10 protein-coding genes and 3 tRNA genes are annotated in these 12,410 nt (G+C 61.8%); 12 read left to right on the top strand and 1 reads right to left on the bottom strand.

The genetic code is table 11. The features are described from left to right. The first annotated feature begins 40 nt into the window (after nt 1-40). Genes CLU91_RS08805 through CLU91_RS08795 form a run of 3 tightly spaced genes read left to right on the top strand, consistent with a single transcriptional unit; the run spans nt 41 to nt 1,925 of the window. Nucleotides 41-325 carry an autorepressor SdpR family transcription factor gene (locus tag CLU91_RS08805; RefSeq protein WP_100873847.1) on the top strand — a complete coding sequence of 95 codons (285 nt, stop codon included), beginning with the start codon at nt 41-43 and terminating at the stop codon, nt 323-325. Beyond that, nucleotides 322-981, top strand: coding sequence for an SdpI family protein (locus CLU91_RS08800; protein WP_232730682.1), 660 nt, complete (start codon nt 322-324; stop codon nt 979-981). The genes CLU91_RS08805 and CLU91_RS08800 overlap by 4 nt, the downstream gene beginning before the upstream one ends. Then, nucleotides 978-1,925, top strand: coding sequence for an alpha/beta hydrolase (locus tag CLU91_RS08795; protein ID WP_232730681.1), 948 nt, complete (start codon nt 978-980; stop codon nt 1,923-1,925). The genes CLU91_RS08800 and CLU91_RS08795 overlap by 4 nt, the downstream gene beginning before the upstream one ends. A 124-nt stretch (nt 1,926-2,049) precedes the next feature. Here the strand turns inward: CLU91_RS08795 and uvrB are convergent, their stop codons facing one another. Continuing rightward, complete coding sequence (uvrB, locus tag CLU91_RS08790; protein ID WP_100873846.1) at nt 2,050-4,137, bottom strand: excinuclease ABC subunit UvrB; 2,088 nt, start codon at nt 4,135-4,137, stop codon at nt 2,050-2,052. 112 nt (nt 4,138-4,249) lie between these two features. Between uvrB and CLU91_RS08785 the strand changes: the two genes are divergently transcribed. The 9 genes from CLU91_RS08785 to CLU91_RS08745 all read left to right on the top strand — a co-directional run bounded on the left by CLU91_RS08785 (nt 4,250) and on the right by CLU91_RS08745 (nt 12,389). Beyond that, a complete protein-coding gene (locus CLU91_RS08785; RefSeq protein WP_198521287.1) occupies nt 4,250-5,464 on the top strand; it encodes an amino acid aminotransferase in 1,215 nt (404 codons plus the stop codon). Nucleotides 5,465-5,595: 131 nt separating this feature from the next. Then, nucleotides 5,596-5,671 (top strand) — tRNA-Asn (locus CLU91_RS08780). 144 nt (nt 5,672-5,815) lie between these two features. Beyond that, nucleotides 5,816-5,891: transfer RNA gene (locus tag CLU91_RS08775), tRNA-Asn, on the top strand. A 123-nt stretch (nt 5,892-6,014) separates the two neighbouring features. Next, nucleotides 6,015-6,341 (top strand): Dabb family protein, encoded by a 327-nt coding sequence (locus tag CLU91_RS08770; protein ID WP_100873845.1) that lies wholly within the window; start codon nt 6,015-6,017, stop codon nt 6,339-6,341. Nucleotides 6,342-6,430: 89 nt separating this feature from the next. Further along, nucleotides 6,431-6,506, top strand: a tRNA-Asn gene (locus tag CLU91_RS08765). A gap of 471 nt (nt 6,507-6,977) precedes the next feature. Beyond that, nucleotides 6,978-8,459, top strand: coding sequence for a SulP family inorganic anion transporter (locus tag CLU91_RS08760; RefSeq protein ID WP_100873844.1), 1,482 nt, complete (start codon nt 6,978-6,980; stop codon nt 8,457-8,459). A gap of 149 nt (nt 8,460-8,608) precedes the next feature. After that, nucleotides 8,609-9,268 carry a sugar dehydrogenase complex small subunit gene (locus tag CLU91_RS08755; RefSeq protein ID WP_100873843.1) on the top strand — a complete coding sequence of 220 codons (660 nt, stop codon included), beginning with the start codon at nt 8,609-8,611 and terminating at the stop codon, nt 9,266-9,268. Further along, the gene (locus CLU91_RS08750) at nt 9,265-10,923 is read left to right on the top strand and encodes a GMC family oxidoreductase (protein ID WP_100873842.1); all 1,659 of its coding nucleotides are present in this window, start codon (nt 9,265-9,267) and stop codon (nt 10,921-10,923) included. Before CLU91_RS08755 ends, CLU91_RS08750 begins: the two co-directional genes overlap by 4 nt. Next, nucleotides 10,920-12,389, top strand: a complete 1,470-nt coding sequence (locus CLU91_RS08745; RefSeq protein WP_332870886.1) for a c-type cytochrome — start codon at nt 10,920-10,922, stop codon at nt 12,387-12,389. Before CLU91_RS08750 ends, CLU91_RS08745 begins: the two co-directional genes overlap by 4 nt. The last annotated feature ends 21 nt before the right edge of the window (nt 12,390-12,410 follow it).

The raw sequence follows: 12,410 nt of genomic DNA, 5'->3' as shown, positions 1-12,410 counted from the left end.
ATTATATTTAGATAACTGTCTAATTAGATGTTTGCCTAATATGAATGCCACCAACGGCGCCTTCAAGGCCATCGCCGACCCTGCGCGACGCGAGATATTGCGGTTGCTGCGGTCCGGCGAGATGACGGCCGGAGACCTGGCCGCCCGGTTCGACATGAGCAAGCCAACCATGTCGCACCATTTTTCCGTGCTGGCCGACGCGGATTTGATCACGCGCCGGCGCGAAGGGCAGACCATCTGGTATGGCTTGAATACCACCGTTCTGCAGGATGTGCTGGCGTGGATGCTGGATTTGACCGATGTTGACCGCAAGGAGAGCAAATGATGAAAGCGCGCTTTATCGTCCTGGGCTTGCTGATGATTGCGGCCGTCAGCGCTGCCATCGTGTATGCCTGGCCGCAGTTGCCCGAGGTGGTGGCGGTGCACTGGAACTGGCGCGGCGAGGCCGATGGCTATGCGCCGCGCGCGGTGCTGTGGCTACTGGGGCCGGGGCTGATGGCTTTTATCATGCTGCTGGCCTTGCTGCTGCCGTCGCTGTCACCGCGACACCATGAGGTAGAGCCCTTCGAGGCGACTTACTACTATAACTTCGGTGTCGGGCTGTTGCTGCTGGCGTATGTACAGTGTCTGGTGCTGGCCAGCGCCATCGGCATGGCGGTGCCGATCGATCGCGCGGTGCCGGCCGGGCTGTTCGTGATGCTGGTCCTGGCTGGCAATCCCATGGGCAAGGTGCGGCGCAATTTTTACCTCGGCATCCGCACGCCGTGGACCTTGTCCAATGAACGGGTCTGGTATGTAACGCATCGTTTTGCGGCCAGGTTGATGGTGGGTAGCGGGCTGCTGGGCTTCTTTATGCTGGCGGCGGGCGTGCCCGGATGGCTGCTGCTCGTGCCGGCGATAGCCTGGGTACCGGTGGCCGTGCTGTACTCGCTGCTGCAGTACAAACGGCTGGACATTCGTTCACAGGGAGAAGAGCAATGATGCGATGGATATGCAGCGTAGTTGTCATGATGCTGGCCTTGCCTGCGCATGCCGCCGGTAGCGAACAGGAGGCGACGCTGGCAGTGCACGGTGGTGTGCTGCACGGCACCTTGTCGCTGCCCGATGGGCAGGGGAAAGTGCCGGTGGTGCTGCTGCACGCGGGTTCCGGTCCGACCGACCGCAATGGCAACAGCGCCATGCTGCCGGGGCAGAATAATTCGCTGCGTATGGTGGCCGACGCGCTGGCGCATGCCGGCATCGCTTCGGTGCGCTATGACAAGCGCGGTGTCGGCGCCAGTGCCATGGCTGGCGTGCGCGAGGCCGACCTGCGGCTGGACGACTATATCGATGACGCCTCGGCGTGGCTGCGGCAACTGCGTGCCGATCCGCGCTTTGCGAAGGTGATGATGGCCGGGCATAGCGAGGGCGCGTTGATCGCGATGGTCGCTTGCCGGCAGGCGCAGGCCGATGGTTGCATATTGATCGCCGGTGCGGGCAGCGCGCTCGATGACGTCTTGCGCGCGCAATTGAAGCCGCGCCTGCCGCCAGAGCTTTACGCGCAAAATGAGCGCATCCTGCTGGCGCTCAAACGCGGCGAAGAGGCCAGCGATGTACCGCCAGCCTTGCTGGCACTGTACCGGCCTTCGGTGCAGCCGTATCTGATGTCATCGATGCAGGTCGATCCGCGCGCGGCGGTGGCCGCCTTGCGCATGCCCGTCTTGATACTGCAGGGGGCGACCGATTTGCAGGTGTCGGTGGCCGATGCGAAGGCCTTGTCGGCCGCCGCGCCATCGGCCAGGCTGGTGATCGTGCCTGGCATGAACCATGTCCTGAAAATGGCCAGTGGCGATCTGGCGCAGCAGATGCCGTCGTATGGCGATCCAGCGCTGCCGCTGGCGCCCGCGCTGGTCGACGCGGTGACGGCGTTTGTTCAGGGGCGGTGAAATGTGGGGTCGTCGCGTAGGTCGGATTAGCGCTCCGCGCGTAATCCGACGCCACCACCAGCGCCAACAATGTTGTCGGATTACGGCCCGCAGGGCCTAATCCGACCTACGCAAGGCGTGGTATTCATTTTCCAAGGATTGACGCCACATTGTCCGTGCCAGGCGCGCCGAACAGCTGCTGCTTGAGGATGTGCAGCTGGTCGCGCACCTGCGCGGCCTTTTCGAACTCCAGGTTCTTGGCGTGGTCGAGCATCAGTTTTTCCAGGCGCTTGATTTCCTTGCTGACCTGTTTTTCGCTCATGGCTTCGAACTTCGCCGCTTCCTGTGCTACTTGCAGGTTGTCGCGCGCTTCCTGCGGGCTGTAGACGCCATCGATCATTTCGCGGATCGATTTTTTCACGCCGATCGGGATGATGTTGTTGGCCGTATTGAAGGCGATCTGCTTGGCGCGGCGGCGTTCCGTCTCGTCGATGGCGCGGCGCATGGAATCGGTGATGCGGTCGCCGTACAGAATCGCCGTGCCGTTCAGGTTACGCGCGGCGCGGCCGATGGTCTGGATCAGGCTGCGCTCGGAGCGCAAAAAGCCTTCCTTGTCCGCGTCGAGGATGGCGACCAGGGACACTTCCGGCAAGTCCAGGCCCTCGCGCAGCAGGTTGATCCCCACCAGCACGTCGAAGGTGCCCAGGCGCAGGTCGCGCAGGATTTCCACGCGCTCCACCGTCTCGATATCGCTGTGCAGGTAGCGCACCTTGATGCCATGGTCGCCCAGGTATTCCGTCAATTGCTCCGACATGCGCTTGGTGAGCGTGGTGACCAGCACGCGCTCATCTTTCTTGATGCGCTCGACGATTTCCGACATCAGGTCGTCCACCTGCGTGCTGGCGGGGCGCACGATGATCTGCGGGTCGACCAGGCCCGTGGGGCGCACCACCTGTTCGACCACCTGGTCGGAATGGTTTTTTTCGTAGTCGCCCGGCGTGGCCGAGACGAACACCGTCTGGCGCATCTTCTGTTCGAATTCCTCGAATTTCAAGGGGCGGTTGTCGAGCGCCGACGGCAGGCGGAAGCCGTAGTCGACCAGGTTGGTCTTGCGCGAACGGTCGCCGTTGTACATGGCGCTCAGCTGGCCCGTCAGCACGTGCGACTCGTCGAGGAACATCAGCGCGTCGGCAGGCAGATAGTCGACCAGGGTCGGCGGCGGTTCGCCCGGCAGCGCGCCGGACAGGTGGCGCGAATAGTTCTCGATGCCCTTGGTGAAACCGATTTCCGCCATCATTTCCAGGTCGAAGCGCGTGCGCTGCTCGATCCGCTGTTCTTCGATCAGTTTGTTTTCCTTGCGGAAGAATTCGAGGCGTTCGCGCAGCTCGTCCTTGATGGTTTCCACGGCGCGCAGCACGGTGGAGCGGGGCGTCACGTAGTGCGAACCCGGGTACACGGTGAAGCGGGGGATTTTTTGCCGCACTCTGCCCGTCAGCGGGTCGAACAGCTGGATCGATTCGATCTCGTCGTCGAACATTTCCAGGCGCACGGCCAGTTCCGCATGCTCGGCGGGGAAGATGTCGATGGTATCGCCGCGCACGCGGAAGGTGCCGCGGCCGAAGTCGACCTCGTTGCGCGTGTACTGCATCTGGATCAGGCGCGCGATGACGTCGCGCTGGCTGACTCTGTCTTTTACGCGCAACGTCAGGATCATCTGGTGGTATTCGTTGGGATTACCGATACCGTAGATGGCCGAGACGGTGGCGACGATGATGACGTCGCGCCGTTCCATCAGCGACTTGGTGCACGACAAACGCATCTGCTCGATATGCTCGTTGATCGACGAGTCCTTTTCGATGAACAGGTCGCGCTGCGGCACGTAGGCTTCGGGCTGGTAGTAATCGTAGTAGCTGACGAAGTATTCGACCGCGTTTTGCGGGAAAAAGTCGCGGAACTCGCTGTACAGCTGCGCGGCCAGCGTCTTGTTCGGCGCGAAGACGATGGCGGGCCGGCCCATGCGCGCGATGACGTTGGCCATGGTATAGGTCTTGCCCGAGCCGGTCACGCCCAGCAGGGTCTGGAAGGCCAGGCCATCGGCAACGCCTTCGGATAACTGGGCGATCGCCGTGGGCTGGTCGCCGGCCGGAGGGAAGGGCTGGTGCAGCTTGAAGGGGGAGTCCGGGAAAGAGATAATTGCGCTTTCCGCCTCGCTGGCGGTAGATAATTCGGGCATGTGAATCAGACCTTTGTTAGAATAGTGCTCTGCTGGCGGCCCTGGCGTTGTATTTTGGGGCGCTGTCTACAACTCCGCTGTGAACCTGCTTCCAATCGAATCCAATCTTATCATGACGAACCCAACTGTTTCTGCCAGTCTGTTTAGCGCCATCGAGATGGCCCCACGCGACCCGATCCTGGGCATCACCGAAGCATTTAACGCGGACCAGAATCCCGCCAAAATCAATCTGGGCGTTGGCGTCTATTATGACGACAACGGTAAAGTGCCTCTGTTAGCTTGCGTACGCAAGGCGGAAGCCATCCTGATCGAACAGGCGGCGCCACGCACCTATCTGCCGATCGAAGGCCTCGCTGCCTACGACAAGGCGGTGCAAGAACTCGTATTTGGCGCCGATAGCGCCGTTATTCAAGAGCGCCGCGCCGTGACCGTGCAAGCCATCGGCGGCACGGGTGCACTGAAGATCGGCGCCGACTTCCTGCAGCGCTTCGCGCCGGGTGCGCAAGTCTACATCAGCGACCCAAGCTGGGAAAACCACCGCGCGCTGTTCGAGAACGCCGGTTTCGTCGTGAACAACTACGCCTACTACGATGCCGCCACCCATGGCGTGAACTTCGACGGCATGCTGGCCAGCCTGAACGCCATGCCAGCCGGCTCCATCGTCGTGCTGCACGCCTGCTGCCACAACCCGACCGGCGCCGACCTGAGCGTGGCCCAGTGGGATCAGATCATCAGCGTGGTGACCTCGCGCGGCCTGGTGCCGTTCCTGGACATGGCGTATCAAGGCTTTGCCAACGGCATCGCCGAAGACGGCGCCGTGGTGCGCCGCTTCGCCGACGCGGGCGGCCCGCTGCTGGTATCGAACTCGTTCTCGAAATCGTTCTCGCTGTACGGCGAGCGCGTGGGCGCCCTGAGCGTCGTCGCATCGAGCGCCGATGAAGCGGCCCGTCTGTTGTCTCAGTTGAAACGCGTCGTGCGCACCAACTACTCGAACCCGCCAGTGCACGGCGGCAAGGTGGTCGCCACCGTCCTGGCCACGCCGGAACTGCGCCAGCTGTGGGAAGAGGAACTGGCCGGCATGCGCGTGCGCATCCGCGAAATGCGCAATGCCTTCGTGGAAAAACTGAAAGCCAAGGCGCCAGGCCACGACTTCGAATTCGTGCGCCAGCAAATCGGCATGTTCTCGTATTCGGGCCTCACCAAGGAGCAGGTGGCGACCTTGCGCGAGCAATCGATCTACGCCGTCGACACGGGCCGTATCTGCGTGGCAGCATTGAATTCGCGCAATATCGACATCGTCATTGACGCGATCGCCAAAGTGCTTTAAGATCTTGCTTCTTCGGCGCTGCATGCAAGTGTGGCGCTGATGGCAGTGGAAAGTCGGCGAAGGCCGTGTTTTTCGAGATGCAGTATGAGTCTTGCAAATACGAAACAACCGACATATAATATTGCCTCTTTTCCCTGATAGCTCAGTTGGTAGAGCGACGGACTGTTAATCCGCAGGTCCCTGGTTCGAGTCCAGGTCGGGGAGCCAGAATTCGAAAGGCCACGTTGAAAAACGTGGCCTTTTTTGTTTTTGCGCCGCCGGCACGTAGCTTGGGGCCAGATGAGCAAGATAAGATTTCCCCTATGGAAATCTGGACAGCCTCAGGTTTGGCCTATATAATACGGCCTCTTTTCCCTGATAGCTCAGTTGGTAGAGCGACGGACTGTTAATCCGCAGGTCCCTGGTTCGAGTCCAGGTCGGGGAGCCAGAATTCGGAAGGCCATGTTGAAAAACATGGCCTTTTTTGTTTTCCGGCGCCGTCAGCAGGGCTGGCCTGTGCCTGATCGCGTTTTGCGCTATCCTGAATGCATCACTTCAGGAGCCCCTTCCCATGACTTGTACCTCCGCCTTGCGCCATATCGTTTTGTGCGACTTCCTCGATGGCATCACCTCCGCCAGGCATGCCGAACTCGTCTACGAGTTTTCCCAGCTGAAACACCGCATTCCTGGCGTGCGGCAATTTGAATGGGGGCCGAACGTCAGCCCGGAAGGCCTTGATGATGGCTTTACCGATTGCTTTACCCTGACCTTTGACGATGCCGGCGCGCGCGACGTGTATCTGACCCATCCGGCCCACCTGGCCTTTGTCGAACAGCTCAAGCCATGGCTGGGTCGCGTGCTGGTATTTGACTACTACCCGCAAGAGCATGCGGGCTGACCGCCGGGCAAGGTGAGGCCGGAAAAGACACCTTTTTCCGGGGGAGATCTGGACATCGCAAAATTTACCCTATAAAATGCGGCCTCTTTTCCCTGATAGCTCAGTTGGTAGAGCGACGGACTGTTAATCCGCAGGTCCCTGGTTCGAGTCCAGGTCGGGGAGCCAGAACACGTAGCAGCAGAAAGCCCAGCCTTGACCGGTTGGGCTTTTTTGCGTTTCAGGGGCAGGGGGGGCGTGAAACGCCCATGTCGCCAGCGCTTGATTCCGGGTGCATGCGTGACGCTGCATGCTCCGAAAAACTGTCCGGCGGCGGATTTCGCGCAATCTTGTATAATCTCAACAGGATAAGCAAGATAGCCTGAGTTGTTGATTTACTTCATTTCACTACACCCCTGTAACTGCTGACGAATTTCCAACCGTTCAACACGGCTTCCTGTTCGGAGGTTCTTGGGCATGGGGGCGCGTAATCGTTGCATATCGCGCAAACATTTCACTGTTTATTGAATGTCATGGCATCTGCCGTCCTGGGGGGCGTGTCACGCCATGCTGCGCGGAGCTTTGCTTGAGAGCAGCCGCTCAATAAACGACTGTGCACGGCCCCAAGGCCACGTACGTTGCGACTTCGGATAGACACCAATGTTAAGTAATACCTTTCGGGAAGAATGGTTCTCGAACATACAAAAAAACGTGCTCGCCGGCCTGACATCGTCGTTCGCGCTGGTGCCCGAGTGCATCGCCTTTGCCTTGGTCGCCCAAGTCAACCCGCTGATGGGGCTGTACGGCGCCTTCATCATCTGCGCGATGACGGCTATCTTCGGTGGCCGACCCGGCATGATTTCCGGCGCCGCCGGTTCGATGGCGGTGGTGATCGTGGCACTCGTCGCCCGGCATGGCGTGCAGTATCTGCTGGCGACGGTTGTTCTCAGCGGTATCTTGATGGCCCTTTTTGGCCTGCTTCGCCTGGGCAAGCTGATCCGCATGGTGCCGCATCCAGTGATGCTGGGTTTCGTGAACGGACTGGCCATTATCATTGCGATGGCGCAACTGGAGCACTTTCGGCATGCAACGCCGCAAGGCGATCAATGGCTGCAGGGAACGCCTTTGCTGATCATGTGCGGCCTGGTCGCGTTGACGATGGCCATCGTTTATGTGCTGCCGCGTTTCACCAAAGCGGTGCCGCCGGCGCTCGTCGCCATTCTCGGTGTCGGGCTGCTCAGTTACGGTTTGAACTTGCCTACCCGCACCTTGGGTGACCTGGCGCATATGGCCGGTGGCTTGCCGGTCCTGCATTTTCCCACTGTGCCACTGAGCCTGGAAACGCTGCAGATCATCCTGCCCTACGCATCCTTGATGGCCATGGTCGGCCTGCTTGAAACGCTGCTGACGTTCAATCTCACCGATGAGATAACGGGAACGCGGGGCCAACCGAACCGTGAATGCATCGCCCTCGGCGCCTCCAATGTTGTCTCCGGTCTGTTTGGCGGCATGGGCGGTTGCGCCATGATCGGCCAGACCATGATCAACTTGAGCTCCGGCGGCCGTTCGCGCCTTTCCGGCGTCACGAGCGGCATCATGATCCTGTTGTTCATTCTGTTCCTGTCGCCGCTGATCGCACAAATCCCGCTTGCGGCGCTGGTCGGCGTCATGTTCGTCGTTGCGCACGAAACGTTCGCCTGGGGCTCGCTACGGGTGCTCGGCAAGGTCCCGCCGCAGGATGCGCTGGTGATTGTCGCCGTGACCATCATTACCGTTTTCACCGACCTGGCGACGGCTGTCCTGTGCGGCATTGTTATTGCCGCGCTCGCCTTCGCATGGCAGCATGCACTGGACGTCCGCGCCGACATCGACGACACAGAAACTGGTCTGAGAACGTATCGCCCTCATGGCACGCTGTTCTTCGCATCGACAGCCCACTTCCTGGATTTGTTCGCACCCTCGACAGACCCGGCGCGCGTGGTGCTCGACTGCCGCCACTTGCACATGGCTGACCATTCCGCGATAGCGGCATTGGAGCGCTTGTACGAGCGCTACGAGAAGGTGGGTAAACATCTGCAAGTGGTGCACCTCTCGAAACGCAATGAGTTGCTGTTACAGCGTGCCGGCGTGGACGTCAGCTAAGTAATCGCCCGCACCTGTTGCGCTAGTCATACTCCATCAGCAAACAATTCAGTTCTGTAGGATAATTATGGAACCGGTTCCATATATGCGCAAATGCAATGTGGCGCAATCATCCAAGTCAACAAAACAACAAGTCTTGCGGGAGTCTCATGAACCATCCAGGCAGCGATCCATCTGCAACATCCGTGTCATCCCTTCCCCGTATCAGCCGCCGCCACGCCTTGATCGGCCTGGCCGCCTTGCTGGCGCAGGCCGGTTTCTGGAGCAATCCCCTGTCGGCCGCCATGCCGGCGCCGGCCAGCGCGCCGGCGCCCGGCGTGGTGCCCGCCACCATGCTGTTCTATACCTTGTCGCAAACCATCACGGGCCACCGCGATTTGTCCGCCGCGACGGCGGCGCGCATCGAGCAAGCCATGCGCAGCAACGTGCCCGGCTTTGCCGAGCGCTTGCCGCAGCTGGGCGCGCTGCTCGTCACGGGCCAGGAAGCGAAAGCCTTGCTGGCGGCGGCCAGCGCCGCGGATGCGAGTCTGCGCGAGCTGGCGCTGGCCATCGTTGCCGCCTGGTACACGGGCACCGTCGCCGGCAACGCGGCGCAGGGCACGAAGTCCATCGTCGTTGCCTACGCCGAGGCCTTGATGTACCGCACGGTGGCCGATGGCCAGGTCGTGCCCACCTATTGCAACTACGGCCCCCTGTGGTGGCTGAAGGCGCCGCCGGCCGTGCGCGTTTCCGCACCCGTGGAAGCGAAACCCGTGCCGGCCCCGGCCACCACCGGCACCCCTGAAACTAAAGGCAAGCAAGCAAAATGAAATCACCCCAATTCAAGAGTAATGGCGACGTCGTCGCCGATGTCGTCATCGTCGGCACGGGCGTCGTGGGCGCCATGATGGCCGACCAGCTGGCCGCCCAAGGCCATTCCGTGATCATGCTGGAAGCGGGCTTGCGCATCGAGCGCGGGCAAGCCGTGGAAAACTGGCGCAACATGCCGTTCGAAAACCGCGTCGGCTCCGACTTCCAGGGCCTGTATCCCCAAGCGGAAAACGCGCCCGCGCCCCTGTATTTCCCGAAGAATAACTATGTGGAAGTGTCCGGCCCCAACGGCAGCAGTTTCCAGCAGGGCTATCTGCGCACGGTGGGCGGCACGACCTGGCACTGGGCCGCATCGTGCTGGCGCCATTTGCCGACCGACATGCGCATGAAGAGCGATTACGGGGTAGGGCGCGACTGGGCCATTTCCTACGATGAGCTGGAACCGTACTATTGCCGCGCCGAGCAGGAAATGGGCGTGGCCGGCCCCAACGATCCGGCGCAGCAGTCGCCGAGCGAGCGCAGCAAACCGTATCCGATGGACATGGTGCCCTGGGGCTATGGCGACAAGCGCTTCGCCGAAGTCGTCAACCCGCACGGCTACCGCTCCGTACCGATCCCGCAAGGCCGCTCGACGCGCCCATGGCAGGGCCGTCCCACCTGCTGCGGCAACAACAATTGCCAGCCGATCTGCCCCATCGGCGCCATGTACAACGGCATCCACCACGTGGAGCGGGCCGAGCTGAAAGGGGTGGGCGTGCTGGCCGAGGCCGTCGTCTACCGCATCGACACGGACCACAACAACAGAGTCACCGCCGTGCATTGGTACGACGCCAAGAAACAGTCGCACATGGCGACCGGCAAGGCCTTCGTGATTGCCTGCAATGGCATCGAAACGCCGCGTTTGCTCTTGCTGGCGGCGAACAAGAACAACCCGAACGGCATCGCCAACAGTTCGGACCAGGTCGGCCGCAACATGATGGACCATTCCGGTTTCCACTGTACCTTCCTCGCCAATGAACCGATCTGGACGGGCCGCGGTCCGGCGCAGAGCAGCTGCCTGGTGGGGCCGCGCGACGGCACCTTCCGTGGCCAGTATTCGGCCAACAAGATGATCCTGAATAACATCACCAGGGTCGGACCTGCCACGCAGCAATCCTTGAAGCTGGGCCTGGTGGGCAAGGATCTCGACGATGAAATCCGCCGCCGCGCCGCGTTTGGCGTGGACTTGTCGATCAGCCTGGAACCGCTGCCCGAAGCGCACAACCGTCTGACCTTGAGCAAGACGCGCAAGGACCCGCTGGGCCTGGCCTGTCCCGACATTTACTATGACGTGGGCGATTACGTGCGCGATGGCGCGAAGGCCGCGCATGCGCAGCTCAAGCACATCGGCAAGCTGTTCGGCGCCGTGGAATTCCATATCACCGACAGCCTGAACGCGAACAACCACATCATGGGCGGCGTCATCATGGGGTCGAATCGTCTTGACTCCGTGGTTGACGGCAATTGCCGCGCGCACGATCACGCCAATTTGTGGCTGCCGGGCGGCGGCGCCATGCCGTCGGCCAGCGTCGTCAACACGACCCTCAGCATGGCCGCGCTCGGTTTGCGCGCGGCCGACGACATCGCCCGGACTCTGGCAAGGGAGGCCGCATGATGCGCCGCCTCTTGCTGACGCTGACCCTGGCGGCCGGCTTGCAGCTGGCGGCGCACGCTGTGCCACCGATGCCACCTGTTCCGCCCGTCACCCTGACGCCGGACCGTCCGGCCGCCCCCGTGGCCGCCAAGCCCGATGCACGGCTGGAGCGGGGCCGCTATCTGGCCATCGCCGCCGACTGCATGGCGTGCCATACGGCTGCGGGCGGCAAGCCGTATGCGGGCGGCTACGCCATCGACTCGCCGCTGGGCACGATCTACGCGACGAACATCACGCCATCGAAAACAGGCGGCATCGGGCATTACACGGAAGCGGACTTTGCGCGCGCGCTGCGCGAAGGCGTGCGCGCCGATGGCAGCCACCTGTACCCGGCCATGCCCTACACCAGCTATGCGATGCTGACGGATGCGGACGTAGGCGACCTGTATTACTACTTCATGCAGGCCGTCCAGCCCGTCGATGAACCGGCGCGCCAGACGGCCCTGCCATTCCCGTTCAATGTGCGTCTGTCCATGCTGGGCTGGAACACCTTGTTCCTCGACAATAAACGCTTCGTGCCCGATCCGGCAAAGAGCGCGCAGATCAACCGCGGCGCTTATTTGGCCGAAGGCCTGGCGCACTGCAGCGCCTGCCACACGTCGCGCAATGCGCTGATGGCGGAAATCGGCAGCCAGACGCTGGCCGGCGCGTCGCTCGGTTCCTGGCATGCGCCGAACATCACGTCTGACAAGGTCAGCGGTATCGGCGCCTGGACGGATGCGGAAATCGCCGCCTACCTCAAAACAGGTCACGTGGAAGGCAAGGGACAGGCGGCGGGCGGCATGGCCGAAGCCATCCAGAACAGCTTGCAATTTTTGCGCGACGACGACGTGGCCGCCATCGTGGCCTGGCTGCGCACGGTGCCGGCCGTACGCGCGCCGGGGCAGAGCAAGGCAGCTTTCAGTTACGGCAGCGCCGCCAGCGAAGAATCGCTGCTGCGCGGCATGGCCAGTTCCACCGAGCACCATTCGCTCAACAGCGGCGCCGTGCTGTTTTCCGGCTACTGCGCCAGTTGCCATTCGGCCAGCGGCGCCGGCAGCACGGGACAAAGCTATCCCGCCCTGTTCAACAACACGGCAACGGGCGGCAACACGCCGGCCAATCTGGTATCGGCCATTTTGTTTGGCGTCGAGCGCAAGATCGAAGGAGAGGAGCACGAAGCATTCATGCCCCGTTTCGACCAGCGCTCGTACGTGCAACCGTTGACGGACGAGCAGATCGCGTCGATCGCCAATTACGTATTGAAACAGTACGGCAACCCGGACGTGTCCGTCACCGCGGCGTATGTGGCGCAGGCGCGCAGCGGCGGCGAAAAACCCGTGCTTGCGCGGGCGCAGCCGTTCATGCTGCCGGGCGGCATCGTGGGCCTCTTGCTGCTGATCGCGCTGTTGGTGTGGCTGCGCCGGCGCCGCCAAGTCAAGAAATAGGCGTCGGAGCCGTGGAGTATC

The sequence above is a fragment of the Janthinobacterium sp. 64 genome (genome assembly GCF_002813325.1).
GTDB lineage: Bacteria > Pseudomonadota > Gammaproteobacteria > Burkholderiales > Burkholderiaceae_D > Janthinobacterium.
This window is presented reverse-complemented; position numbering and strand designations above follow the sequence as displayed.

What these genes read in the sequence shown, in the direction of transcription:
- CLU91_RS08785 (WP_198521287.1), top strand. Translation starts at nt 4,250, where the DNA reads ATGACGAACCCAACTGTTTCTGCCAGTCTGTTTAGCGCCATCGAGATG.
- CLU91_RS08795 (WP_232730681.1), top strand. Translation starts at nt 978, where the DNA reads ATGATGCGATGGATATGCAGCGTAGTTGTCATGATGCTGGCCTTGCCT.
- CLU91_RS08750 (WP_100873842.1), top strand. Translation starts at nt 9,265, where the DNA reads ATGAAATCACCCCAATTCAAGAGTAATGGCGACGTCGTCGCCGATGTC.
- CLU91_RS08755 (WP_100873843.1), top strand. Translation starts at nt 8,609, where the DNA reads ATGAACCATCCAGGCAGCGATCCATCTGCAACATCCGTGTCATCCCTT.
- CLU91_RS08745 (WP_332870886.1), top strand. Translation starts at nt 10,920, where the DNA reads ATGATGCGCCGCCTCTTGCTGACGCTGACCCTGGCGGCCGGCTTGCAG.
- CLU91_RS08805 (WP_100873847.1), top strand. Translation starts at nt 41, where the DNA reads ATGAATGCCACCAACGGCGCCTTCAAGGCCATCGCCGACCCTGCGCGA.
- CLU91_RS08800 (WP_232730682.1), top strand. Translation starts at nt 322, where the DNA reads ATGATGAAAGCGCGCTTTATCGTCCTGGGCTTGCTGATGATTGCGGCC.
- CLU91_RS08760 (WP_100873844.1), top strand. Translation starts at nt 6,978, where the DNA reads ATGTTAAGTAATACCTTTCGGGAAGAATGGTTCTCGAACATACAAAAA.
- CLU91_RS08770 (WP_100873845.1), top strand. Translation starts at nt 6,015, where the DNA reads ATGACTTGTACCTCCGCCTTGCGCCATATCGTTTTGTGCGACTTCCTC.
- uvrB (WP_100873846.1), bottom strand. Translation starts at nt 4,137, where the DNA reads ATGCCCGAATTATCTACCGCCAGCGAGGCGGAAAGCGCAATTATCTCT.